The organism is Scandinavium manionii, assembly GCF_024764775.1.
Taxonomy (GTDB): Bacteria; Pseudomonadota; Gammaproteobacteria; order Enterobacterales; family Enterobacteriaceae; genus Scandinavium; species Scandinavium manionii.
The window spans coordinates 1-24345 of record NZ_JALIGC010000030.1; the positions used below are offsets into that span (position 1 = coordinate 1).

23 protein-coding genes and 3 pseudogenes are annotated in these 24345 nt (G+C 43.8%); 14 read left to right on the forward strand and 12 right to left on the reverse strand.

The genetic code is table 11. The features are described from left to right. Positions 1-161: 161 nt before the first annotated feature. A pseudogene (locus MUU51_RS01875) lies at positions 162-278 on the forward strand (IS3 family transposase); the annotation flags it as partial. Between the two features lie 755 nt (positions 279-1033). Here the strand turns inward: MUU51_RS01875 and MUU51_RS01880 are convergent. From MUU51_RS01880 to MUU51_RS01895, 4 genes are all read right to left on the reverse strand, one after another. Then, a complete protein-coding gene (locus MUU51_RS01880) occupies positions 1034-1456 on the reverse strand; it encodes a hypothetical protein (protein WP_159776994.1) in 423 nt (140 codons plus the stop codon). Between the two features lie 67 nt (positions 1457-1523). Continuing rightward, positions 1524-1868, reverse strand: coding sequence for a hypothetical protein (locus MUU51_RS01885; protein ID WP_154158546.1), 345 nt, complete (start codon positions 1866-1868; stop codon positions 1524-1526). Between the two features lie 15 nt (positions 1869-1883). Further along, the gene (locus MUU51_RS01890; RefSeq protein WP_154158545.1) at positions 1884-2204 is read right to left on the reverse strand and encodes a hypothetical protein; all 321 of its coding nucleotides are present in this window, start codon (positions 2202-2204) and stop codon (positions 1884-1886) included. 499 nt (positions 2205-2703) lie between these two features. Continuing rightward, positions 2704-2991, reverse strand: coding sequence for a helix-turn-helix domain-containing protein (locus MUU51_RS01895; RefSeq protein WP_159776995.1), 288 nt, complete (start codon positions 2989-2991; stop codon positions 2704-2706). A 132-nt stretch (positions 2992-3123) separates the two neighbouring features. On the opposite strand from MUU51_RS01895, the gene MUU51_RS01900 reads away from it, so the two are divergent. The 5 genes from MUU51_RS01900 (at position 3124) to MUU51_RS01920 (ending at position 6205) form a co-directional block, all read left to right on the forward strand. Then, a complete protein-coding gene (locus MUU51_RS01900) occupies positions 3124-3507 on the forward strand; it encodes a hypothetical protein (RefSeq protein ID WP_235033757.1) in 384 nt (127 codons plus the stop codon). Between the two features lie 256 nt (positions 3508-3763). After that, entirely contained in the window at positions 3764-4174 is a 411-nt protein-coding gene (locus tag MUU51_RS01905) for a DUF2787 family protein (RefSeq protein ID WP_154159021.1), read from the forward strand. Positions 4175-4267: 93 nt separating this feature from the next. Beyond that, positions 4268-4804 carry a hypothetical protein gene (locus tag MUU51_RS01910; RefSeq protein ID WP_159776996.1) on the forward strand — a complete coding sequence of 179 codons (537 nt, stop codon included), beginning with the start codon at positions 4268-4270 and terminating at the stop codon, positions 4802-4804. Then, positions 4801-5244 carry a RadC family protein gene (radC, locus tag MUU51_RS01915; protein WP_159776997.1) on the forward strand — a complete coding sequence of 148 codons (444 nt, stop codon included), beginning with the start codon at positions 4801-4803 and terminating at the stop codon, positions 5242-5244. Before MUU51_RS01910 ends, radC begins: the two co-directional genes overlap by 4 nt. A gap of 37 nt (positions 5245-5281) precedes the next feature. After that, the gene (locus MUU51_RS01920) at positions 5282-6205 is read left to right on the forward strand and encodes a tyrosine-type recombinase/integrase (RefSeq protein ID WP_258966973.1); all 924 of its coding nucleotides are present in this window, start codon (positions 5282-5284) and stop codon (positions 6203-6205) included. On the opposite strand, the gene MUU51_RS01925 is transcribed toward MUU51_RS01920, so the two are convergent. Beyond that, complete coding sequence (locus MUU51_RS01925) at positions 6199-6822, reverse strand: hypothetical protein (protein WP_258966974.1); 624 nt, start codon at positions 6820-6822, stop codon at positions 6199-6201. The two genes, MUU51_RS01920 and MUU51_RS01925, sit on opposite strands and share 7 nt — an antisense overlap. 353 nt (positions 6823-7175) lie before the next feature. On the opposite strand from MUU51_RS01925, the gene MUU51_RS01930 reads away from it, so the two are divergent. The 4 genes from MUU51_RS01930 to MUU51_RS01945 all read left to right on the forward strand — a co-directional run bounded on the left by MUU51_RS01930 (position 7176) and on the right by MUU51_RS01945 (position 10858). Then, positions 7176-7358: a helix-turn-helix transcriptional regulator gene (locus MUU51_RS01930; RefSeq protein WP_154158540.1), complete on the forward strand. Its 183-nt coding sequence runs from the start codon at positions 7176-7178 to the stop codon at positions 7356-7358. A 170-nt stretch (positions 7359-7528) separates the two neighbouring features. Next, a complete protein-coding gene (locus MUU51_RS01935) occupies positions 7529-8554 on the forward strand; it encodes a hypothetical protein (RefSeq protein ID WP_258966975.1) in 1026 nt (341 codons plus the stop codon). Positions 8555-8980: 426 nt separating this feature from the next. After that, entirely contained in the window at positions 8981-10471 is a 1491-nt protein-coding gene (locus MUU51_RS01940; RefSeq protein WP_258966976.1) for a hypothetical protein, read from the forward strand. Between the two features lie 231 nt (positions 10472-10702). Continuing rightward, a complete protein-coding gene (locus MUU51_RS01945) occupies positions 10703-10858 on the forward strand; it encodes a hypothetical protein (protein ID WP_159775850.1) in 156 nt (51 codons plus the stop codon). 168 nt (positions 10859-11026) lie between these two features. Here MUU51_RS01945 and MUU51_RS01950 read toward each other — a convergent pair whose 3' ends face one another. Next, positions 11027-11413 (reverse strand): VOC family protein, encoded by a 387-nt coding sequence (locus MUU51_RS01950; protein WP_258966977.1) that lies wholly within the window; start codon positions 11411-11413, stop codon positions 11027-11029. Positions 11414-12515: 1102 nt separating this feature from the next. Between MUU51_RS01950 and MUU51_RS01955 the strand changes: the two genes are divergently transcribed. The 3 genes from MUU51_RS01955 to MUU51_RS01965 all read left to right on the forward strand — a co-directional run bounded on the left by MUU51_RS01955 (position 12516) and on the right by MUU51_RS01965 (position 17689). Continuing rightward, positions 12516-14213 (forward strand): aspartate-alanine antiporter-like transporter, encoded by a 1698-nt coding sequence (locus MUU51_RS01955; protein WP_159775846.1) that lies wholly within the window; start codon positions 12516-12518, stop codon positions 14211-14213. 40 nt (positions 14214-14253) lie between these two features. Continuing rightward, positions 14254-15939, forward strand: a complete 1686-nt coding sequence (gene aspT, locus MUU51_RS01960; protein ID WP_159775844.1) for an aspartate-alanine antiporter — start codon at positions 14254-14256, stop codon at positions 15937-15939. 85 nt (positions 15940-16024) lie between these two features. Then, positions 16025-17689 carry a bifunctional aspartate transaminase/aspartate 4-decarboxylase gene (locus tag MUU51_RS01965; RefSeq protein WP_159775842.1) on the forward strand — a complete coding sequence of 555 codons (1665 nt, stop codon included), beginning with the start codon at positions 16025-16027 and terminating at the stop codon, positions 17687-17689. Between the two features lie 100 nt (positions 17690-17789). Here the strand turns inward: MUU51_RS01965 and MUU51_RS01970 are convergent, their stop codons facing one another. Together MUU51_RS01970 and MUU51_RS01975 are read right to left on the reverse strand one after the other, a co-directional pair. Continuing rightward, positions 17790-17981 carry a hypothetical protein gene (locus tag MUU51_RS01970; RefSeq protein ID WP_159775840.1) on the reverse strand — a complete coding sequence of 64 codons (192 nt, stop codon included), beginning with the start codon at positions 17979-17981 and terminating at the stop codon, positions 17790-17792. Positions 17982-18324: 343 nt separating this feature from the next. Next, positions 18325-19345: pseudogene (locus tag MUU51_RS01975) on the reverse strand (IS110 family RNA-guided transposase). 147 nt (positions 19346-19492) lie between these two features. Here MUU51_RS01975 and MUU51_RS01980 point away from each other — a divergent pair. Beyond that, a complete protein-coding gene (locus tag MUU51_RS01980) occupies positions 19493-19639 on the forward strand; it encodes a DUF1214 domain-containing protein (protein ID WP_235033698.1) in 147 nt (48 codons plus the stop codon). A gap of 285 nt (positions 19640-19924) precedes the next feature. Here MUU51_RS01980 and MUU51_RS01985 read toward each other — a convergent pair. The 4 genes and pseudogenes from MUU51_RS01985 to MUU51_RS02000 all read right to left on the reverse strand — a co-directional run. Then, a pseudogene (locus MUU51_RS01985) lies at positions 19925-20197 on the reverse strand (transposase); the annotation flags it as partial. A gap of 56 nt (positions 20198-20253) precedes the next feature. Continuing rightward, positions 20254-21150 (reverse strand): plasmid partitioning protein RepB C-terminal domain-containing protein, encoded by an 897-nt coding sequence (locus MUU51_RS01990; RefSeq protein WP_159775838.1) that lies wholly within the window; start codon positions 21148-21150, stop codon positions 20254-20256. Beyond that, positions 21143-22042 (reverse strand): ParB/RepB/Spo0J family partition protein, encoded by a 900-nt coding sequence (locus MUU51_RS01995; protein WP_258966978.1) that lies wholly within the window; start codon positions 22040-22042, stop codon positions 21143-21145. The genes MUU51_RS01990 and MUU51_RS01995 overlap by 8 nt, the downstream gene beginning before the upstream one ends. Continuing rightward, positions 22032-23588: a recombinase family protein gene (locus tag MUU51_RS02000; protein WP_258966979.1), complete on the reverse strand. Its 1557-nt coding sequence runs from the start codon at positions 23586-23588 to the stop codon at positions 22032-22034. The genes MUU51_RS01995 and MUU51_RS02000 overlap by 11 nt, the downstream gene beginning before the upstream one ends. Positions 23589-24345 lie beyond the last annotated feature (757 nt).

Here is a 24345-nt window from a genome sequence, read left to right on the forward strand (position 1 = left end):
GGATAATTGTCAATGAAATGTTAGTTTTATTCTCGGGTTTGATACGCGTGTTCTTGTACAAGGCAAAAAGTGGTGCTAGTGTGCATTCGTATGCGCTATTAGTTGATACCGGATGACAGTAATCCTGTTTGCAGCAGAAAACGGGAAGCCGTCCGCTTAGCTCACTGGACGAATTGCAGGGCTATGCCACGCAGTGGCAATGGTTTTATAATCATGAACGTCCGAATATGGCACTGAATGGCTTCACGCCGATGCAGCATATTCAGCGCATGAACTGATTCTACTTATCACCTCCGTTAAAAATGGAGGGATTACCGTGGCACTGCTAAATGATAGTTTTTGTTCACGACTAAATAGTAATAGTTAGTTTTCTTTCGGTTCATATGATGTGGATTAATATTATTGGGGTGAATGAGTGTGCGAGCATGAGACCTCCTGTTGCATAAGAACAATTGATGACCTTGTTCTGACAGGTAACGCACCCGTTTCAACCAGAAATAAGTATGAGCTGAATATCCCTGTCGATGATCTATGCGTAGAACATATGTTTTCATTAAATCCTCAAAAAATAAATCCAGAAGATTATGCAGATAAGGGCTTACAGACTTAAATTCTGGTGTAAACCATGTAACAGGACAAATACTTAATCCCTCAACAAAGCAGAGAAAGCAGAATACCAGTTGTTTTCTGTTTGTATCTAAAACTGTCACCTCAAAACAATCTTCATTATCATATTGAGGATATAGAGTGTCCGTTGTTCTAACAAATACAAAATATGGAGGCGCGTTATGTTCGATATCATATAATGGTTTTTCTTTGTAAAAGTCATATGCATTCTGGTTCTGATAGAATGTTGAGTACGAAGTATATTTCTCCAGATATTTATGTTCATGTATTATCCGAGATGTCAGACCTTTCCGTTCTTTATTGCTGTATAGCATGGATATCATAAAATCAGGCATTCGGTATCCTGAGCAAAGGGGGCGGCGCCCCCAGATGCAACCATGAGAAAATAACAGCTTCTCCCAGGGCGTTACTGACGGTAGTAACCATCCAGTGAATGAATATCACCCTGGACCCCGCAGTAAACCTGGCATTGATCTGACAATGTAACCCGGGCCTCTTGTTTATTCATGTCAATGATCTCTACTTTTGCTTTACACTGGTCAGCAGTATAGTTGTATTCATGAATATCATTCCCTTCATCCGACTTTTTGACGGAATGACTGTAGGCAGACTTGTCCATGTCAACATTACATGTACCATACATTGCGGCATTAACATCATTCGGATCTGTGGTGCCATTTAGCGTTATATTTAAATTGTTCCAGTGACCCTTCGTGGATATGACAGCGTTATCAGTCACCTTTTTCTGATTCAGGTCTGCGATGCGATGAAGCTCTGTCGCAGAGGAGGTGGATGATAGAAAGAGTAGTATAAGTATCGCATTTTTCATCTTTAAACCCTTATAATTTGTTTGACGGTGATATCTATGATGGTTTTAATGAACACCGTCATAGGCATCAAAAAGGAAACAGATATAATGCAAATGCATCCAGAATCAAGTAAAAAATAACAAATAATATTGCCATTATTCGCCAGGCCTTCTTACCTGTCGTGTTCTTAATACAAGGTATTATGAAAAAACTCAAGGCTAGTATAGAATATTGTAAAATCCTACTTACATGATGTTCATTGATAATAGGGTCAAGAATCTCAAGAGCCAGTACGGGTAAAAACCAGTACAGCCAAAATGTTTTCGTAAGTCCAAAGCCACCATTTCTTAACTTATTCTGGAATGGATCACCGCTATCGTGTTCTTTTGAACCATTATTATCATTATTCTGCAAATTGTTTTTCAGTGACATGATTTTCTCCTGCACTCAGTTAATCGTGACATAAATTTGTGACTTATCATCCGTATACTGCGTGTCATAGGTTATGTCCTTTTGATATTCACGATCAGCGTCATCTTTCATTGACACACTGGCAGCACAATGAGAGATATCAACCTCTTTATCAACACCTATGGTGCGGATAGCCAGCACATTAACCTCAGTGAGTTTTATTAGTCCTTTCTGCAGGTACTCGCGTGTTAAGATTTGTTTAACAACACCAATTGAATCCTCACCGCTGCATTTTGGTGCTTTATCACCACATCCCGCCAAAAGAAATATAGGTAGTACATAAAGTAATTTTTTCATGGCTCATTTAACCCTGCTTATCAAAGTTTGATATATAAGACCATCCCAATATGGGATGTCTGTGTATGGTGTGGCATAAACACAAGCGATATCTGATGCTGAAAATTTATGACACCTGCCGATGCCTGTAATAGAGGCTGATAATAACGTCCCTGTTGCACATCTGGTTTTCTGTGACACATAAAAAATGTACGACACGCCAGCAGGCACTCATGGCGCTTTTGTTGTAACCTGCAATCTGGCCAGTCTGATGCTTAACGTTTAACGACCAGGACAGCGGCTGCATGCCCAGCAGACTCTTCATTTATCGGTGTTCTGCTCAATGTTCCTTCCTTGGCCCCGGACTTGATTCACTTAAAAGATACTTAAAAAGACTAATGGGAAGTATTGTTTTAATTCCTTTTGTGTGGCGTTCTGCGTTAACAAAGACCTCACTTCCGAATGAGCCAGGTACGTTCGCAACACTCACTTGCTTATGGTTAAGGCTGACTCGTCTCTGTTATTTATCGCGATCACCGGGCAACAATTTGCTCAACGTTTTACCCGAATACCTGCTTGGCCATAACTGTTCCGGGGACATTTCCAGCGCCTGTGCTATCAGGCTTTCTGCCTTGGGATAGTGACGTTCAAAGGCATTGTTTAATGTCCTGGAGGCTAACCCATGATCACGAGATAGCTGTGCCAGACTCATTCCCCGTTTACGTAGCGCAGCCACGATATCAGCACGATGCCAGTCCTCCAGGGTTCCCATAGTTTGTTTTTTTTGCGATGCTATTCGGTTATTCACGGTATTAACTCCATGGACTTAGTACTTAAACATTAAAAGGGAATAAAGGGAACTTTTCAATATTTCCTTTGTGTTTTTTTGTGACCATTTAACCAACGCATTGATATTCCGTGTGATTTTATGGGAAGAAATATGACCGAACGTACATTGCAGGCCGCTACCAAAGTAGACTTTACAGATCCCTCGCAATGGTTGACTGCTCAGGCATTTACTGGAATGAAGGGGATGCCTTCAACGGCGCGGGGTGCCCGTATACGGCTGGAGAAGCTGGCTGAAATACATCCTGAGATCAAAAGGAAGAGAACCGGTCATAAAGGTTTCGAGTATCATATCAGTGCGGCGGGGATGATGTTGAAGAGTGAACGTGGAGGACAGCAGGCTGCGTCTTCTATTGAAAATGAGCAACTGAATCTCTGGATACAGCTTTTCAAGACAATGAAACCTGCCTCGCGTGAAAAAATGCTGAAAATAGTACTGGAGCAGGTTTCTGTCGATTTATCAGATGATACAAAATAAATAAAATATCCCTCACAAGTCTGCTAAAAATACGGTTTTATAAAATACAGTGCAAATAGTTTCTTTGTGAAATTATTTGCATTGCTCATTATTTATTGATAGTGTTTATTACGCTGGCTGGTTGAGTTTATATATATACCAGCATATCAATGCTATTAATATTCTTTATGTGCATGTCCAAATTAAAATTATGTGAATAAATAATTATTGATAGCGCCATGTGAAATTACCTGGAAAGTGTAGCGTGAATACTAAAATGATTATTCATCAATCCAATATTAATGTGCCCATTAGTGCAGCGTTTATCAATATATTGTATGAAGAGATGACGTTATCAGGGGTTATTGATTCAATGAAGACAGATGTGACACTCAACTTTCGTGATCAACAATACTCCGCTGAAAATGGTGGGTTCCATCCGGTTGAAATCAGACTGGTACGTCGAAATAATGAATGGCATTTTGATTATCTGACTGACTTTAGCTATATGGGTCGAGTGTATCCAGAACTGGAAAAAGAGTTCGATGTATCATGGTCAATGGGTTATATATGGCATTATATCATGGGTGACATTGATGCCGAGGAAGGCGGTGAATTATTTGAGCTCTGGCAAAGGAACTTCATCCAGTACTGGAAGGTGGGGATATACGCGGTAACCGTATCATAGTGATACAGCAGATCTCGACCGTTTAAACAAGAAATAATGCGCGCGGAATTACTATTATCATGACGTCATGAGTTTCAATGATGTGGCTCAATTATGGAACGAAAAGTTTTTAATGCATCACAACAAGGTGATCTGGATAATCTGTGCGGCTTTTATAGTGTTGTGAATATGATGCACTGGCTCTATGGCAACCGTATAAAGCGAAAACCTCTTTTTAAAACACTGGTGCAATATTATGACCAACACTGGCCTGTTATTGAATGCTTAACCAGTGGCATGAACTCATCACAAATGGACATATTACTAAAGTGCCTGAAAAAAGCCCGGTACAGCAAATATCCCATTACCATTAGTCAGCCATTCAGGATGCAGCGTACGCAGCAGACGGAACAAATACTTAAAGATTGTCAGGCCTTTCTCACAAGCCATGAGGACGGGGCAATACTGATTAGTGACCAGTATCACTGGTCCGTCATCACACATATTGATAATGAGTATCTCCATTTTTACGACAGCTGGGATTACACCAGAATAAAGCGAACGCGTTATTCATTGCGACGCAGAGAAGGTGCTTACCATCTTTATCCGGAAGCCATCTATTTCATTGAGCGTAGTGAGGATATCCAGTGAATGCTGAAGAACGCGCAATTATTGCCCAGGCGAGGCACATTCTGGCCCGACATGTCAGGCAAGGGGTTAAGCTGAAATCACCACAGGATGTCCGTGATTATTTCCTGTTCCAGCTGAGCCAGAACGACAGGGAGGTGTTTGGCATCCTCATGCTGGACACACAGTACAGGGTGCTGGCTTATGAGGAACTGTTCCAGGGGACGCTTAATCAAACCATGGTTTATCCCCGTGAAATAGTGAAGGCGGTTATTAGCCATCATGCGGCGGCCGTCATCCTGGTTCATAACCATCCCAGTGCAGACCCCAGCCCAAGCCAGGCGGACAAAGATGTCACGGTGAAAATCAGGGAGGCACTGGCGTTAATTGATGTCAGCGTACTTGACCATTTTATCGTGGCGGGTGATCAGACGGTTTCTATGGCAGAGCTAGGACTGGTTTGAAAGTAACTTTATTTAATATGCATTAATGGGATTTATCATGGCACGACTGAAATTAGCGGCAAAGCAACATGACGTCAGTATTGTTGATGTCTACCTCAACGGGCTGGCTGCCAGTGGACGAAAGAGCATGCTGAGTTTGCTTAATCACAGTGCTGCAATCCTGCATACCGGTAAGAAGGCGGCGACGTATGACTGGTCACAGTTACGTTATGAGCATGTGTCAAAGGTGAGGGTGAGGTTGCTGGATCAGGATTATGCGATTGCGACAGTGAACATGGCGCTGGCGGCGCTGAAAGGGATTGCCCAGACTGCATTCAATTTGCAGGTACTTGATGCGGATTCGCTTGGACGTATCAGGTCAGTGAAACGAGTGAAAGGTGACAGTGGCCATAAGGGAAGGGCGTTGAGTCAGGCGGAGGTGAAGTTGCTGATAGACGCCGCCAGCGAACATCCGCAGCCATTACGACAAAAAAGGGACAGGGCCATTGTGCTGACATTATGTGGCGCAGGTCTGCGGGTGGGGGAGCTGGCGGCTTTACGCATTGAAGATTTTTGTTCCGTGACGCATGTACTGACGGTTCGCCAGGGAAAGGGACGTAAGTACCGACAAATTGCGGTGAATACTGCAGTTGCCATTGCATTACTGGCGTGGTGTGACGTTCGGCCCAGTCGGGGAGAGCTGTTCACTGGCCTCTATCGAAATGGCAAGCTGAGGGAGCAGGCGCTCAGTTCAGCGGGGATTACCGCGATACTCTTTCAACTTGGTAATATTGCTGAGCTGCAGCCCTTCACGCCTCATGATTTGCGCAGAACGTTTATTACACGATTACTGGAGCAGGGGGCTGATATCAATATCGTGCGTCAACTGGCGGGGCACAGCGATATCAGCACCACCGCGTTGTATGACAGACGTAGCAGTGAAATCCAGATGATGGCAAGCCAGCAACTGAAGTGTTACTGATCTAATTTATCTAATTTATGGATTTTTATTTTTAGCTTTTCAATGTCAAGAAGGAGTTCAATGATATTATCGTTCCAATCATACATGTTATTATCCGTAAATACTGACTTTGGTCTGATCTCATTTTTATTTTTCATTATTTCTATGATCTCATTGTTTGTATGGGCTTTATTATATTTGAGGTCGTTGACTACCTTGTGTAATCGATATAATTCTTTTGCTTGTTCACTTTCAGGTGAAAGTATACGTGACTTGTGTACCATTATTAACAAATAAGACAGGAGTTCGGAGTATTTTTCTATCAGCTGATGTTCATTTTTTTTAGGTCTGGGATGGTTCATGTATTCAATCAGATCACCGAGCTTTTCGTAATCAGCGTCATTTAACCTTGCTGTTATTTTGTGCGTGCCAAGTTGATTGAGTTTCTCCTGTCGAGTATGTTGATAGCCCACGTTTTTTCTCCGTATTGCAACCTTTTCTGTATCTTCACTAATACCTGCTATTGGCTTTTTTTCCTCTATTACATCGTTATGTTTTTTATCTGTTTTTTTTACTTTAGGGGCCATGCCAGTACTTTTCTTTTGTTGCGGTGCAGCACTCTTGGGTTTCGTAACCATAATGTCTCCTGTTTGTACCAAGTAAACATAACGATGGGGGCGCACAGTTCCCGCCCACATCTTTCTCTGGTTCTCTATATGATGATGATGAAAAAATGAGCATCAGTTTTGACCTACACATTAAGAGTAGCCGAGGAGACGTTGGGTGTGGCTTCTGACGATCAGATTTATGACAGAGATCTGATCTTCAGATTTTTGGTGCCGGGCTTGATGTTCAGATTTGCTATTACATGACGATCAGATCTGACGTTCAGATCTGACGATCAGTCATGTATTTTAAGAAAAAAATGGATAAAAACGTTGTTCGTAATTGGTGCCGTATGCAACGAGCATACGTACCAGAGGGTTTTCCCATGAAAAACGTACAACTGATCTCCATCAAAGAGCTTTTGACGATCTACCCAGTTTCACGGGCAACATTGTACCGGCAAATCAAGGTAGGGATGATGCCTGCACCAGTGAAAATCGGATTGCGGCGCGTTGCCTGGCGTTTAGATGAAGTAGAGCACCACATCGAAAATCTGAAAAAAGCATAACCGGAGAAGGGGCAGCAGTGCTGCTCCTTCTAATAGCCCGTTATATGCACATTATAAGATAGGAATAGAGGGTTGATATCTAATAGCCCGTTATATGCACATTATAAGATAGGAATAGAGGGTTGATATCTACATACCTCCTCTATTCCTTACCGGTGAGGAGTTAAATCATGCGCTTAAATAAGAAAAATATAGAACGTTGTAAATCCCTGGAGATTGGTTTCAGTAATGATGGTCACGAAATGAAGATGAGGGTCGATAAACTTAGCATCGTTCTGGATGTTATGTCTGAAACTGAACAGTATGATTACTTATCCAGAAAGTTCATGATTATGCCGAAAAGTACGTGGCGTAAATACAAAGTAGGTAGCATTAAACGTACCAGGCCGAATAATCCGTATAAGATGTTTTTTACTATTAGTAAAGGATCGAATATGTTGGCACATATCAGCTTTAAACCATCCCGTAAAAATACAGGAGCTATTCGGCTTGACCTTCGGCCTCAATATATGACAGGGAAAGGCATGGATAACTTTATTAACTGGCTTAATCAACGGCTCAATGGTCGTCTTATCCCACTGCTAGGTACTGCATGGGTAACACAGGTGGATGTTGCGTTAGATCTCTATGGGTGCAAGTTAAAAGATTATATTTGGGGAGCCCGTGGAGTGTCGGAATATAACAGTTATAACACAGTCGATGGATTACCTGGTATCCGCCTGGGCAGCCTCAGGTCTCCGAGGCATATGGGAGTCTATGAGAAAGTAGATATCAATGGTTCAGGCCTGCACTTTAATGATGATAGTGAATTCCTGGATATTGACATCGATAAATATCCTTCATTTTTACGTATTGAAGCCCGTGTCAGGCCATGTGCTAAACCCGGAAGTAAGCGCAAAAAAGCATTAATGCTGAAGAAGTTGGACCTGATGCCCAACCCTTTTGAATATCTGCAAGTATATTCAACAAAACTGGAAGCACATCTGAATGTATATAAATCTATTTGGAATAAGCCCAAAAACAACACCATTAAGGCCTATAAAGAATTCACCCTTGGTGGGGTAAAAAAACAAAGGATTTCAAGGAAGATTGAAAGTATAATTAAAAAACATGAAGTGCAATTGTTTGACAGGGATGAGATATGGGAATGGTGGGGTGAATGTGTGAAAAGGTTAGGGGTTTTAGTTGAAAAATAAGGTCCTGAATCCATATAGTTAAAATAGGCGCTGGAGAGCAGATGTTGGCATTGTCTGCTCTCCTTTTTTATTATTGACAATAAGGTATTGGAGTTACGAAATTCCTTACGAACTTCTTTCTGAATTTAATATATTAAAGCGGAAAAAAGTTTGTGATGGTTATTATATGTTGCACCAAGGTGCTGTGAGGTGCATGTTATGATATGTATATTGCTATGTGGCTATAATCTGGTGAATGCCAGGTGTGACATTTCAGAGTTATTCACGGGAAATCATCTTCCATCCCTTTCCAGATATACATTACTTAAGATTTTCCATGATTATACCAGAACTTACCTTTTTTAATTAGCTATCAAAAAATGCATTTCAACGTAATTCATAGTTGCTGAGTATTTAAGAGCAACTTTGTTTTATACGGGGGTAAGTATGAAAGCATATTGCACAAAAAATAACATACTTGTGACAGAAAAGACATTGAAGGAATTTAAACAACTGGTCTTCAGTATCCCGCTGCGAGGTTGTAGAGACAATCGTTCTAAATATCGATATTATTCCGCGATTGCAGTATTCTTGCAGCATCTTATTTGTAGCGCAACCGTCAGTAAACGAACTGAGAGGAAGTCGAGTTTTAAGGGTGATGATAAATGGACACATTCTGTTCCTTTCCCTTATGAATTAGGAATAGACGTTGCTCCTGAAGTTTTCAGGCAATCACGGGACCTACCGTTTCAACGGGCGCTAGAGGAAATATACAAAAGAGGAATAATAAAGATAGTTTCAAAAAATATCTACATTAAAAAATGTCGGCAATTTGCTTTGTCGAAGGATTTTTTGCAGAAACTATTTCCCAATGATCGGGGTGAATACCTATTACAGTGCGACCGATACGCTTACCTGACGAACATCCATGGCAAACGTAGTGAACCGAAATCGTTAGAAAAATTAATTGTTACTGCGCGAACAGGTCAGTGTAGGGCAAAGCACCATGTTTCTGAGAGGATAGTTAAGGACCGGGTATTCAGGGATACGGTTAAAAAAGTATATAGAAACATGGAAAGTATCTGCATTAACATTGATGCTCTCAGAGAATATTGTAATCAGCATCCGACCATCAAGAATATGGGTTATTATTATAACTTCATATCTCACATTATGAAGGTTGGTGCAGAGTTAGTAAGTGAAGCTCCATTTATTATAAAGTATCAACAGTCTTATAAAACAGCAATGCTGGGTGGCAGGTCTTTTGAGGTCGGAACCGGCTATCAATACCTTCCTTCTGAAATGAAGCGTACTTGCCTTTCATATGGGTATAATTATGATATTAAGAGTTGTCAGCTTGAAATTTTAAGAAGTGAGTTAAGTAATCTATCGTTATCAGATTCAAATCTGGCCAGTTTAGGAACCTGGTATATTTGTAATAATCTTAAGATAGGAGAGGAGTCTGTGAAAGAAATCAGATTCTCTACAATCTTCAATTGTGGGCAAGTCAGCTTGTCGCCCAAATCAACTATATACAAAAAATTGTCTATAAAGCTTGGAGAGAAAAAAGCGAGAAGGGTGCTAGAACGCTGGAAAGAACTAATGAAGCCATTATGTAAAGACCTCGATGTTTTGGTCGATTATTATTTGTCTACGGGGAGGAATAATCGGGAGTATGGGCTTTATGTGAGAAATGCGGTGGGACAAAACTTTAACTGTACTTATAACGAGGATGGCAAAAGATGGCAAACGTTGCAAATGCGCCGTAAGTTGCTTGCACATATGATTCAGGGGCTGGAGAGCAAAGCGGTGTATGATTTTGTGATTTCGCATGAAGGCGTCTGCGCTCTGGAGCATGATGGATTTGTTAGTTGTAGAAAAATTAATATTACTAAGGACTGGAAACATCCATATCTGCGACTTGCACTGAAATACTGATTGCTGGGTTAATGCTGTATCGGATTTGTTCTTCATTGCGAAACAGTTTTAAAACAGAGATGAAAACCATGGCATGGCCCGGGAGTTTGTAATGAAAATTGTCTCTCTGCCTGTTTTTGATAAGTTAACTTCATTAACGAAGACAGGCAAATTATGGACGACAAGAAACTTAAAGCCCCACTACATCCCCCGTATCGCCGCGCTGGTCTATCACTATAGAAGGAACAAGAAATGACACGCTGTTACCGTACCAACCGCACGATGAAAGCCCGTCTTAATCGGGGATCTGGGCATACGCGTCGTAATATCGAAGTTAACGCCGCCCGATCGATCCTTCAGCTGGTGCTTTTGCCGATTACTACGCCTTTTATGCTGATTGGTTGGTGAAGAGCAAGCGGCAGGCGGTAGCCGCTGAGAAGGTTGCAGCCGTCGCTATTCCGTATGGTGTCCGTACCTAGCACTGAACTGCCCAATATTGACTTCAGGCAGCTATGAGCGAGCAGCGGATGTTTAGCTTGCAGTATGATGGTGGCAATATTGCAATATTTATTGGGATTATACCCACGCCTTGTTTTGGATAACCACCCTATATCCGTCGAGGTCAACAAATGTCCTTCCGTTGGCATCCCAGTAAGGATTGAATGACTTTGTCATTCTAAAGCCAGCGTCGATCATCCTTTCGCAGGCACGTCCCCATTCTTTTTCTTCAGAGTAATAAAGAACGAGTAAATCCTCTTCTGTGTGCAAAGGTTGAACTGGATGGTTTTGGCAAAAGGTGAACTCTATGTGCCAATCTAAGTCTCCCCGCCCTAACATTATTCCATTGAAACCCTCATGATCGTTGAATTCAGCAATTTTATGTAGACCCAACCCCTGGCTGTACATCAGAAAAGACCTTTCAAGATTGGTGACGGGTTTGGCAATACGCATATGAGTAAACATCCGGGTTCTCCAGAGGAAGATACTGCTTTAATGTTGAAATCCCGCCTGAGTTTACATGTGATTATGCATTTCATTTGTCAAGAAGAGCCTCCGAGATATCCTGCTTCGACTTGCTTCCAGTCCGCTCCTGGCACGGAGCGGACTGGAAGCACGATCATGAAGTCCACTGTGAGCGAACTACGGACATTCCTCTTGTCGAAGTCATCAATTAATCGATATTAACCTTGGCGATTCATCATTTCCACGATGTATTATAATTTCATTTCCGGATACGCTTCAACGTAACTCCAACGTATGGTTTCCATGTTGAACAGGATGTTCACCGCGTCGCCATCTTAAATGATGTAATCTTTGTCTTCGGCGTCGGCGATTTTACGTACGGTCTTTATATAAGGATTCTTTTCGGAATATCCAAATAATTAATTCACCCTGCCCACAAAAATAAGATGCATGAAATGTAGAGGATGCTTACCCCTGTAATTTGTAATGGTTATTGTTCTGCCGCTTCGTTGCTTCCGCCCCTCCTTATTTCTGGCAGGTTGCTTTCACTGGTTAAATTGCGTTTTCCGAAATGAAACGGTTGTTTAAGGACCTTTTCACTCCTTATCATTTCATCCAAAGAAGTGAAGATAACCAGATTTTTATTATGAATTTTTAATGTTTTGTATGTGATAACACTGTTGAAACTGAAATGTTCATGCTAATAATCAGCCTTTTTAGGGGGGGCTTGGATCTTTAGGGCGGCTGATTAATTAAAAAGGCATTGTTGTTAACTCTTTAGCAATAACCAGCAGGCTGTCTACACGGCGAAACCGTCGAAAGCAGAGGTATAACAAAGAAAATATATTGTCAATGTGGAGACCGTGCTGGTCTCCCTTGCATTCTACATTGATCTGTTGATGGTTGAATTGTCTGCTATATTTTCAAAAACAGTCTCTCTTTCTGATGAAAAGGTTTCATCAGGTCTCGGCTGGCATTTTCTAATGGGGTGTAATTCCCCTGATTTTATTATGGATAAATAAAGTAATGGATTATTGGGCATCGCTGATGACCAGGCCATTATGCGTTGCGTTAGGTTTCACTCAATGACCGGGGATACAGAATGTTGGGTACTTTGATCGCCGACGTCACACATGCGTTGCAGACGACTCCAGGACTGGCGATTTTTCTGGCCCTGACATTTGGCTATGGGATTGGTCAAATACGCCTTGGGCCAATTCAGCTCGGTGGCGTCTGCGGCACCCTCATCGCAGCCTTGTTGATTGGACAGCTGAATATTCCGGTAGAGTCGGGGATTAAGAATGTGTTTTTTATGTTGTTTATCTTCGCTTTGGGTTACAGCGGCGGCCCACAGTTCTTTGCCAATCTGAACGCCAGAGGCCTGCAGTTGGGCATTTTTTGCCTGATTGAAGTGGTGGCGGTGCTGGCTCTGGTGCTGGCCGCTACTGTCGTTATGCAGCTGGACCCCGGTACCGCGGCAGGGATGATGGCCGGGGCCGCGACCGAGTCAGCCGTGGTGGGTACCGCGACGGATGCGATTTCGCGTCTCGACCTGCCTGCCCACGAAATCATTCGATTGCAGGGTAATGTGGTGACGGCGTATTCCATTACCTATATCTGCGGCCTGATCACTATCGTGATTGTTACCAGCCAACTGTTTCCGCTTCTCCTGCGTATTAATTTGCGCAAAGAGGCCGATAAACTGTGGGTGATCATGGGCGGACGCATTGAAACCGAAGGGGTTTCTGCTCTGCCTGCCGTCGTCGGGCGCGCTTACATTGTTGAAGGGGGAGCAGGGTATACCGTTTCCTCGATCCTGACAAAACTGGGACAGCAAAGCAGTATTATCCGCGTCCAACGCCATGGGCGGCAGGTGGCATTGTCGCCGGGGCTCAAGCTACGCCGTGGCGATGAAGTACTGGTGGTGGGCTATCGCGGGTCAATGATTGATATCTCGAAGATGCTTGGCAGGGAAATGCCCGATACCACGTCGCTGAGCGTTGCGCTTGATACTTACAAGGTTGTCCTCCTTGCACCCGCGATGTTTAACCAGCCGCTTCAGACCCTGACGTTACCTCCAGGGGTGCATGTCGCCTCCATTCAGCGGGGCGATGCCACTTTGCCCGCGCTGCCCGGCACGCTGATGCAGAAACACGATATCTTGCAGGTTTACGACGCAAGTACCGGCGGTGGTCGCACGTCAGCCCCGCAGCTGGGTGTGATTGGTAAGCTGCTGCCAGACAAACTGGCCAGCAATCTCGGCATCGCCGGGGTGGCGATTGCAGTGGGCACCATTCTGGGCGGTTTTACTCTTAAAATTGGCGGCATTCCTTTCTCCGCCGGTACCGGTGGCGGCGTGCTGGTAGTCGGCTTGATTCTCGGCTGGTATCACGCCCGACGCGCCGACTTACATACGGTCAATTCAGATGCACTGTCGCTGCTTAAAGACCTCGGCCTGGCCGGGTTCATTGCCGGTGTCGGCCTGTCGTCTGGACCACAGGCGCTGGCGCTGATTGAGCAATACGGCTTCACCTTGCCTGTCCTTGGGGTCGCTATTGCGATCATTCCCGCCTCGATCTCCCTGATGGTCGGTCATTTCTGGCTAAAACTCAGCCCACCCGTTTTATTAGGCGCTATCGCCGGGCAACAGTGCAGTACACCGGCACTGAGTGCGATTCAGAATGCGTGTGGAAACTCTACCCCCCTGCTGGGTTATACCATCACCTATGCAATTTCGAACGTCGTGCTGCCATTGATGGGGCCGTTGATTGTCGGGCTGGCGAGTTCGCTCCAGCCTTAATGGTGTCAGGACTATTTTTCTATGTAACTGAGGTTAACCCATGAACTGGTTGCACGATTTGTTTCAAAAGTCTCCCGAGATCGCACTGTTCTTCTCGATCGCTGCCGGGTATTACATCGGCAAGATTAAATTTGGGAAGTTTCAGTTAGGTGGGGTAGCAGGCTCGTTACTGGTGGCCGTGTTAGTTAGCCAGGTCGGGGTTCAAATTGATCCCGAAGTGAAATCCGTGATGTTTGCCCTGTTTATTTATGCCGTGGGGTATGAGAGCGGACCAGATTTCTTCCGTTCACTGGGTAAACAATCCATTAAAGAGATCGTTCTCGCTGTTGTTCTTGCTGTCACCGGCCTGCTCACTGTGGTGGTGTTAGCCCGTTGGTTTGATCTGGATAAAGGTCTGGCCGCCGGGGTTGCTGCGGGAGCTCTGACCCAGTCAGCGATCATTGGTACGGCGGGTGACGCAATTACCAAATTGGGCCTCGGGGCCGATGAGGTTCAGCGCCTGCAAGGGAATGTGGCCATTGGCTACGCCGTGACCTACGTGTTCGGATCATTCGGCGCCATTCTGGTGTGTGTGAACCTTCTGCCTAAATTTATGGGCCGAAGCATTAAAGAAGATGCTCTGAAAGCCGAGAACGAAATTCAGGCCGGGGCAAATGTTTTTGGACCAGGTCAGGAAGCGGCTGCACCTGATTTAGTGGGCAGGATTTTCAAGTTACCTGCCAGCACCGCGACTTCCGTCCAGGCGCTCGAAAACAACACCGAGGTGCCTATCACCATTGAGCGTGTTAAGCGCGATAAGCAAATTCTCGAGCCGAGCCCAGATATGCAGTTACTGCCTGGCGATATCGTGCTGGTGGTGGGGCGTCGTAACGCAGTGGTCTCCGTTGCCGATAAATTAGGCAAGGAGATGCACGACGAAGAAGGCATGGAATTGACCATGCAGCGCCGGGATGTGGTGATCACCAACAAGACGCTCGATAAAAGGGCGTTTGGCGAGATTCGGGCGGAAGTGGCACACGATGTGCGTCACGGCGTGTATGTCTCGCAGATTTCGCGTCAGGGTAAAATTTTGCCGCTGGAGCCGGAAACTGAGCTGGCGTTGGGCGATATGGTCACCGTGTTTGGCGCGGAGAATGACGTTAAACGCGTAGTAGACCTGGTCGGCCATGCCATTGTGCCGAGTGCCAAGACAGACTTCGTTTATATGGGGGCAGGTCTGGTGGTCGGTCTATTGGTCGGTATGCTCACCGCAAAAATCGGTTCTATTCCACTGACCCTCGGCAGTGGCGGCGGCGCATTGCTGTCTGGCTTGTTGTTCGGTTGGTTCCGTTCTCGTCGTCAGTCGTTCGGTTATATGCCTTCTGGTGCCGTACAAATCCTGAAAGATCTGGGCCTGGCTGCGTTTGTGGTCGTAGTGGGGATTTCTTCTGGCCTGCAAGCGGTACAAACCGTCGAGAGTCAGGGTCTGAAACTTCTCATTATCGGTGTCGTGGTGACGATCCTGCCGTTAATCCTCACCATGTTGTTTGGCCGCTATGTCCTTCGCTACAACAACACCGCCATTTTTGCCGGGGCGCTGAGTGGTACGCGCAGTGCTAACCCTGCCTTTGGTGAAATTCTTGATAAAGCTGAAAACTCAGTCCCAACCGTTCCTTTTGCCATCACTTACGCCCTCGCCAACGTCTTTTTGACATTGCTGGGGCCGCTGGTGATCGCATTGGTTTAAAGACGTCTCGTCATACAAGGTCGCCAGCCCCTAGCACCGCGGGCTGGCAATTTAATCTGTTAATGATTCAGTAAGGAGTAGTGACATGGATTTTAGCGATTCGGAAAAACTCGCGTTATTAAGCCCTTTTGAACTGAAAGATGCACTGATGCAGCGTGCCGTTCAAAGCAATCAGTTGATGTTAAATGCAGGCCGTGGGAACCCGAACTTCCTCGCAACGACACCACGCCATGGCTTCTTCCAGTTTGGCCTGTTTGCGATGACCGAAGCCGAACGTTCTTACCGGTACATGGAACATGTTGGTGGATTCCCTCAGCGCGAAGGGATCGAGGCACGCTTCGAACTGTTCGCCAAACAGCATGAAACGGTTCCTGGAGTGCGTTTTATTGAGTCCGCCGTGTCGTATATCCGCGACCAGATGGGGCTGAATGCGGGCGATTTCATCTACGAGATGTGTGAAGCGATCCTGGGCTGTAACTACCCGGTGCCGGACCGCATGCTGACGATGAGCGAAGAGATTGTCGGCAAGTACATCCACAAAGAAATGATTGGTAATTATCCTTTCGTGGGCAAATTCGATATGTATGCGCTGGAAGGCGGTACCGCGGCGATGACCTATCTGTTCGCCAGCCTGAAATCGAACCATGTCATCAATGAGGGCGATACGATTGCGCTCGGCATGCCGATCTTCACGCCATATATTGAGATCCCTGAGCTGAGTGACTACAACCTCAAAACTATCCATATCGACGCGCCGCAGTCGAACAACTGGCAGTACACGCGCGAAGAGCTGGATAAGCTGCTGGATCCGAAGGTTAAAGCCTTCTTCCTGGTCAACCCTAGCAACCCGCCATCGGTTAAAATTGACGACGATACGCTGCGTTATATCGCCGAAATCGTGAAAAAACGTCCAGACCTGATCATCCTGACGGACGATGTTTACGCCACGTTTGCCGATAACTTTGTTTCGCTGTTTGCTATTTGCCCTTACAACACTATCCTGGTGTACTCCTTCTCCAAATACTTCGGTGCAACGGGGTGGCGTATGGGGATTGTGGCGACCCACGAAAACAACATCATTGATGAGGCGATCGTGGCGTTGCCAGAGGCCAAACAGAAGCAGCTGGATAAACGCTATTCTTCCATCACCACCACGCCACGTAGCCTGAAGTTTATTGACCGTCTGGTGGCGGATAGCCGTACCGTCGCGCTGAACCACACCGCAGGGCTCTCAACGCCAATCCAGGCGCAGATGACGCTGTTCTCTCTGTTCTGTCTGATGGATGAGCCGGATGCTTACAAAGACGAAATGAAACGTATCGTACTGCGCCGTAAAGAAGCGCTGTACCGCGAGCTGGGTCTGCCAATGCCGTATGACGCCAACTCAGTACGTTATTACCACTTGCTGGATCTGCAAGACCTGACCGAAGAAATGTACGGGAAAGATTTTACCCAGTGGATGATAAGCCAGATGAAACCGAATCAGGCCTTGTTCCGTCTTGCCGAAGAGACGGGGGTTATCCTGCTGCCAGGTAAAGGGTTCGGCACCACCGACCCATCATGGCGCGTTTCGCTGGCCAACCTGAATGAATATGACTATGCCAATATCGGTAAAGCGATACGCAAACTGTCAGAAGAGTATTATCAAATGTTCGTTCAGGCGACCGGGGCCAAGGTAGCGACGCCTGCGGCCAAAGCCGTCAAAACGATTGAAAATGCCACCGTAAAAGCGAAAGGCAAAAAGAAATAATCGAGTAGGGTAGTTCTGATGGAATAACAGACAGTGTCCTTTGGGGCACTGCCTTTTTTATGGGGCGGGTATTTAGAGGAACACGTTGTGAGGATTCACTTTATCTTCCGGGGCTTTTCAGCCTTGATACAAAAGCGATGCTGCACATGATGACACACGCAGCCAGCAAGACCATGTTCTGAAGACCGACGACAGCGAATATCTGCCCTCCGGCAAGTGCGCCGATGCCAATCGCTGCATTGAAAATTGCAACGTAAATGGCCGACAGCTGGCTGTGCGGCATTTCCTGCATTACGCAGCAGCCATGTCTGCAATCCAATGAATACAATTGCCATACTCCCGCCCCATATAGAGAGCGGCATACCTGTGAACCACAGAGGACCTGATGCAAAGCTCTTCATACCAAGCCCCCCTAAATAGCTATATGGACACCTCCCCGATGCAAGCACGGACAGATCTTTTTCTGACAATGTAGCCGCATACATATATCCGGCTTCATGAGCCCTGATGAACATCCGCACTCTCTGCCCTCATTAGCGCCATGGCTTGTTACAGCCAAGCTATTTGCCAGGTTTACAGAGAGTCGGTTCTACCTGTCAGTACATCAACTCTTTGGACTTATTAAAATCAGTTAGTTACTTAACGATATACTCTGTTTTCCGGTTTATCAGCGCCCACGCTATTCGGGCATTTTGTTAGCCAGCGCCACTACAGCTTTGTTTACGCCACTTCGGGCAATAATACCTTTCAGCCATCGCTGGAGACCTCCGCACCGTTCTTCCGGAAGGTTGATGACCCGATAAACCACCGAGCGGGCGCCATGAATAAGTACTCCTCGCAGATAACCATCTCCACGTTTTGTTATCCCGAGTAGTCTGACTTTACCACCACTGCTGTGCTCCTTCGGAACCAGCCCCAGATAGCTGGAAAATGCCGACCATTCTGAAAATCAGCGCTGTCGCCCAGAGCCACCGTCAGAGCAGAAGCGCCCAATTGCCCGATACCAGGTATGCTTTCCAGTCTGAGGGTATCCTCATTTTGCTGGCTGATAAGTGCAAGACGCAGATCCAGCGCTTTAATCCGCTGCTGATTGTCCCGGAGTTCCTGCAACATCTCGTGGAACAGCTCCCGGCTGAGCGTGGTGAGCTCATTTTCCGCATCCTCCAGATAATCCGGCAGGCAGGTCATAATTTTATGAGCTCCTTCCGGTATGGCGATACCGTATTCCAGACCCAGCCCACGAATCTGATTAATCAGAGCGGTTTTATTTTTCATCAACCGCTGGCGAACCCGGTGCAGACACTGAATATCCTGCTGCTCACTGGATTTCTCCGGCACATAACGCATTCCCGGACGGCTGTCAGCTTCCACAATGGCAGCGGCGTCATTTTTGTCATTTTTACTGCCCATTCTGAAGGGGGCAACATACTGGGGGCTGATTTGTTTAACTTCATGTCCGTATTGTCTGAACTGGCGTGACCAGTAATTTGCACTACCGCACGCTTCCATCACAATACGGGACGGAGGCTGCTGAGCAATAAACGCCGTTAATTTTTCACGGGTGATCATTTTATTCGCCTTCTTCTCACCCTGCGCAGATACGATATTCACCTGAAAAACTCGCTTTGCCAGATCAATTCCGATAATTTGTTCCATGGGACACCTCTTCATATTGCTGTTGGTTTGCACTTACAGTATGGCTCACTGAAGCCTTTGTGGGGAGGTGTCCATTTGATTAGCGCCTAATACCGCTACACTTTTGCCAGACCATGTTTACCTCCCGGGAATGGGCTGACCATCTCACTGAGCCACACAAAACCGACCGACCCGAATGCCAATTGGTTCCCTGCACCTGAAGGCAACTTCTATCTGCTATTCCGTATGTATCAGCCGAAAGATGCCGTCATGGATAATGAATGGAAACTGCCACAGGTGACGAAAAGCCACTGATAATCGCGAATAAATAATGTTGTTCAAAGTCACCTCTCAGAGGTGAATACCTTATCCAGAGACAGGCTGAACAAATAGTAGTTATGTAAGGGCCGTAATTTTTCTGAGATTGCGGCCCTTTTCTAGCTTAGGATTTTTTTGGAGTAATCAGCGTCCGTTAATGGCACACAGTTGCCGTAGTGGAGAGTGAGGGGCAGCTTTGAGCGAGGAGCAGATTTCGGGGGGATTACCATGAGCGAACAGTCGAATAGTCTTCTGTTCGATCTCGCCCGCCAGCGAGGTCTAGTGCTTCTTCCACAGTTGAGGCTCGAAAGTCCCGTTGCGATCGCGTGGAGTGGCGAGTTCGAAACTGTCGGTCGTCGCTTAAATGGTCTTTTAGCTAGTGCCGTTTTTACGGTTTGCCTCTACATCAGCAACGAGATGAGAGTCAAGTTCAGCGGTCAGAGCAGCTTCCGTTAACTGTTTGATTAACTGGGTTAAGATACCATCCTTTCCTGTTAACGCTTGACCGGAGTGGAGAGCGTTGAGTGGTTTGTTAAAATCGAAAGGCTGGGACATGTGCTATTCCTTTTCGGAAGTATATTACTGGAATGACACAGAATTTCTAACGCACTCTATAGATCTTCATTTGTTTTATGATTAATATCATCTATTGAATTTATCTTCGATATATTCTTGAGTTCAGTAAGGTATTGTGGCTCATTTTCAAGAAACCAGTGGAGTATTTTAGGGCTTAACAGCAAAGAATCAATATAGGATCTGGCGATCGAAAACTTTAGAGTATTCGCCCCATATTCATTTTTTATCTTGCTAGTTTCCTCTTTGGTTACAGTCATTTCTCTTTCAAGACGTAGTATTGCTTGTTTGGCTTGATTGTTTTTAAGAGGTTGTTTTATTTCTTTTACTAGCAAATGCCCCGGAGTGTTATCAAGCATCGATACAGCCAACCCTCGAGAGTAGTTATCAAAGCCTATCATTGATTCAACTGCTTCAATTTGTCTGATTGGCTTCATCTTTCTCAAAATGGAAAATGTAGTTCTAGGGACAGGTTTGTCTGATAAGAGAGAAATAACTATAGGGTCTATCCCGGTCAAAAGATTTGTTTTCCCTATAATATTATCAACGGAGATTCCCAGCACAGCACTTAGCTTTTCAACAGAAACTTTAGTTAAAGCCTTTTTTATCATTTTATATTCTTGTATAGGGTTCATATGATTGACATGTTTGTTGGGAGTGAATGTATCATCTAAAGTTGATACTATACATGTAGCTTTTTCAATTCCTAATTCTCTCATTGCTTCAATTCTTAAATGTCCGTCTAGAATTCGAATTTCATTCTCTTTTTTATCGAAGTATACCAATATCGGTTCAACCAATTCAAACTCTGCAATAGATGTTTTTATCTGCTGATATTTAATTGAGTCCTTAATATTATGGATAAGAGGTTTTGAAGGTGTTAATTTATACACATCTAAATGTATAAATTCATTTGAAAAACTTTGCTTAATCATTTTTGTTATCTCCATCTATTGCAGCAAGAATATGATTAGGTATCTCTACCAATTTTTCTTCATATGCTAATTTTATAAACGAATCATGTTGCAGCAATTTCGTAAATATTTCGTTTATTACTGTCAGCTTTTCTTTTATAAAATCAGAGTGTTCTAAGATAGATCTATGTTCATTTATCACGCTTTTATACATTTTCATTAGTTCATCCGTAGTCATCCTCTTGCTGTCTTTCTTTTGCGAGAAAGAAATTATACTATTTCCTTTTCTTCCTTCTTGTCGTTGGTTAAGAATACCTCTTACCTTTTGTATGTCTTTTGTTTTAATTAGTTTTTTTTCATATGCATCTACTAATAACATCTGAGATTCTTCATTATTGCATTTAGAAAACTCTACAGCTAGATAAAGTGGAATTTCACCTCTATCTGCTGCACTCAGTAATTTATGTTCCCCTTTTTCCAATAATTTTCTTATGTAAGAAACCCAGCTTCCTGAGTAGCCGAGTATTTCTGCTATTTCACTGTCACTTAACCCTTTTTTATTCATTGTTCTTACTACTTCAAGGAGCTCATTTGAGCGAGGTTTTCTTCTAACTATGTTTTCAGCAAGGCTCATGATATAAGCATCTTCTTCGCTGATGTCTCGAATGATTGCTGGCACTAAGGATTCCCCTAGCCCTAATATGGCTTCTATTCTTCCTTGGCCGCATACAAGTGCATATGAATATAAAGGATCCTCTATACGCCTCACAGTGACAGGTTTACTTAATCCTCTTTTATTTATACTCTCTTTTATTCCATCATGAATGAATTTATTACGAGAGCGTGGGTTTATGATTTTTATTTGATCTATACCGATCATTACTATTTGATGTGGGAATGTTCTAGGCTGCATATTGTTTCCTTATTTGTATTCTCTTTAATAGGCGGTAAAATAAATCAATATCGTTATATCTATACAATTCAAACAATGCAGGATTGTTTTCTTTAATAATCAATCTAGTGAAATTAAAATCTAACTTTGGTAAAATGAAATAATCTACTGGCAGCTTGTTCTCGCTATCCATTCTGATAACTATGGTTATGTCTGGAATATGATTGGGTTCTAGCCGTATTTTCCAGCGAAGTCTCCCTGATTTTAGTTTCTTACATTTACATATGATCACGGAAACGGACATATTGTTATTTATTATAAATTCTTGTGTGTTAGGCTCATATTCTATCTTACAATTGCAATTCTCAATTTCAGTTTTGAATATTTCAATTAACTTAGAATAAAAAACTCTTAAATGATTATTAATCTCAAGATAGGTGTAGTCATGTTCAGGCTTGAACTCTATCAATTGGTATGCTCGAATCAACCCACCAAATCGGCTTTTGTAGATTGATGATGAAGGACCAAAATCATCTTCATCAATAATTACACCTGATAATTTCCCCTTTTCCTGTAGTTTTAGCCTTAAATATTCAAGAAGTTCCTCATTTGTCATGTTTTTAGAACGAGCCTGGATGATCTCTTGTGCTTTCAAAAATTTCTTGATACTTACAACTTTCTTATAAGCTTTATTGCACCTAACCCACTCCTCTTTGGGATTTTTAACTGTTTTTGTTTTTAGTTTGCTAGATGTTCTGTTATAAACATTATTTCCTATGTACTTCTCATTTGTAAGTATTGTGTGAATCTTCCCGCGAGTCCATAGAGTGCCATTTTCGGCAGGTGTTCCATTTCTATTTAGTTTGTCTGCAATAAGAAACTCTGGAATGTATTGTTCTATAAACATATCATAAATTAAATTTACTATTCTTACCTCTTTTGCTGGGCCAGGAGCAAGTATTACTCTATCAGTTTGTATACTTTTGCGTTTGCCGAAAGAAAGAATTTCTTTTATATTCCCTTTCTCATCAATTAAGATTCTACGTAATCCATATCCGGCTATTCCTCCTTGGTGATACCCATGTCTGATTAGATTTGCTTGCCCGAGAAATACTTTATCAGAAATGTTTTTACTTAAACTTGCTGCCGCAGCTCTCCTCAGATTTAGCATGACTGAGGCTTCCAGAGGGAACTCTTTTGTCGGCAAAGGTTCTGCACAGAATATCAGCTCAACGCCATGCATCCTAAATAGGTGAGTGTAGTAGGCCGCTTCGTCAGTTTCCTGAAAACGTCCGAATCGGCTTACATCGTAGAGTAAAATTGCCTGTATGCTTATGATGCCCTCCATAACATCGTATACCAGCTTTTTCAATGAGTCTCTACCGGCTATTGATACTCCGCTTTTCCCGGCATCATCGTAGGTGTGCAGGATTTCCATATTATGCTTCTCGGCAAACTTTGCTATGAAGTCTGCTTGATTATGGAGAGAATACTGCTGATGATCTGTTGACATCCTAAGGTACTGAGCTACTGGGATTTTTTGAAGGAGACCTTTATTATTTATCATTCTATCTCCTGTTTTGAGTTTGTCATTTAGTTTTAAGATGGTTAAATTTTAGACGTTTTTTCCTGTGGTTACTAAATTTGAACGGAACGATAAGAGTAGATCATGATGTTTTTTTTCTAACTATCTGTTTTTAAGGATTAAAATGATATTGCGGTTCTGGTTTCTATGATATGGCGGAGGTGTTAGATTTTGTGAGGAGGTTTAAGGACATGGGTGTTTGGTCATTGGATCTGTTCCGTGCTTATTTTCTTCGATAAAAATTTGACCAACATCAGATAAACACACACATCGTAGGCAACTAAATCAGTTGCTATCGGGGGGGGTAAAGCTCTCGCTAAAATTTTGCCACGATACGAGAGCTTGCCAAAACCTCTCAACTTCCGCTTTTGGCACACAGCGGACCGTTCAGTTGGCTGTGACCCTGACCCAAAATCAGAGCAGTGCTCACATGAAGGAGGTCATCTCTCCTATTAAATGATGAAATGCGGTCAAATGAGATGATGATAAATATATAGGCTAAAATATAACTTTTCAGTTTATAACTAAAAAAAATCCTTAAAAAACAGTATGAAAACACCAATGCATCATGGGGGTGTGGGCTTCGAAATTTTCAAGTGTGGTCATGGAGTTATGATGTCCATTTCGTTGAAAAACAATAGTATTCAGGCATTTTTCATGCGCGTAAGATGGCGCTATTGTCGCATGAACAGCAGCTTTCTCGCAGTAAAAACTGCGCTGACAGTGGGCCTGGAACTTC

Bases quoted from the DNA above. Each gene is read 5' to 3' on its own strand.
- MUU51_RS01880 (WP_159776994.1), bottom strand. From the start codon at position 1,456: ATGAAAAATGCGATACTTATACTACTCTTTCTATCATCCACCTCCTCT.
- MUU51_RS01885 (WP_154158546.1), bottom strand. From the start codon at position 1,868: ATGTCACTGAAAAACAATTTGCAGAATAATGATAATAATGGTTCAAAA.
- MUU51_RS01890 (WP_154158545.1), bottom strand. From the start codon at position 2,204: ATGAAAAAATTACTTTATGTACTACCTATATTTCTTTTGGCGGGATGT.
- MUU51_RS01900 (WP_235033757.1), top strand. From the start codon at position 3,124: ATGACCGAACGTACATTGCAGGCCGCTACCAAAGTAGACTTTACAGAT.
- MUU51_RS01905 (WP_154159021.1), top strand. From the start codon at position 3,764: ATGATTATTCATCAATCCAATATTAATGTGCCCATTAGTGCAGCGTTT.
- MUU51_RS01910 (WP_159776996.1), top strand. From the start codon at position 4,268: ATGGAACGAAAAGTTTTTAATGCATCACAACAAGGTGATCTGGATAAT.
- MUU51_RS01920 (WP_258966973.1), top strand. From the start codon at position 5,282: ATGGCACGACTGAAATTAGCGGCAAAGCAACATGACGTCAGTATTGTT.
- MUU51_RS01925 (WP_258966974.1), bottom strand. From the start codon at position 6,822: ATGGTTACGAAACCCAAGAGTGCTGCACCGCAACAAAAGAAAAGTACT.
- MUU51_RS01930 (WP_154158540.1), top strand. From the start codon at position 7,176: ATGAAAAACGTACAACTGATCTCCATCAAAGAGCTTTTGACGATCTAC.
- MUU51_RS01935 (WP_258966975.1), top strand. From the start codon at position 7,529: ATGCGCTTAAATAAGAAAAATATAGAACGTTGTAAATCCCTGGAGATT.
- MUU51_RS01940 (WP_258966976.1), top strand. From the start codon at position 8,981: ATGAAAGCATATTGCACAAAAAATAACATACTTGTGACAGAAAAGACA.
- MUU51_RS01945 (WP_159775850.1), top strand. From the start codon at position 10,703: ATGACACGCTGTTACCGTACCAACCGCACGATGAAAGCCCGTCTTAAT.
- MUU51_RS01950 (WP_258966977.1), bottom strand. From the start codon at position 11,413: ATGTTTACTCATATGCGTATTGCCAAACCCGTCACCAATCTTGAAAGG.
- MUU51_RS01955 (WP_159775846.1), top strand. From the start codon at position 12,516: ATGTTGGGTACTTTGATCGCCGACGTCACACATGCGTTGCAGACGACT.
- aspT (WP_159775844.1), top strand. From the start codon at position 14,254: ATGAACTGGTTGCACGATTTGTTTCAAAAGTCTCCCGAGATCGCACTG.
- MUU51_RS01965 (WP_159775842.1), top strand. From the start codon at position 16,025: ATGGATTTTAGCGATTCGGAAAAACTCGCGTTATTAAGCCCTTTTGAA.
- MUU51_RS01970 (WP_159775840.1), bottom strand. From the start codon at position 17,981: ATGCAGGAAATGCCGCACAGCCAGCTGTCGGCCATTTACGTTGCAATT.
- MUU51_RS01990 (WP_159775838.1), bottom strand. From the start codon at position 21,150: ATGATTAAGCAAAGTTTTTCAAATGAATTTATACATTTAGATGTGTAT.
- MUU51_RS01995 (WP_258966978.1), bottom strand. From the start codon at position 22,042: ATGCAGCCTAGAACATTCCCACATCAAATAGTAATGATCGGTATAGAT.
- MUU51_RS02000 (WP_258966979.1), bottom strand. From the start codon at position 23,588: ATGATAAATAATAAAGGTCTCCTTCAAAAAATCCCAGTAGCTCAGTAC.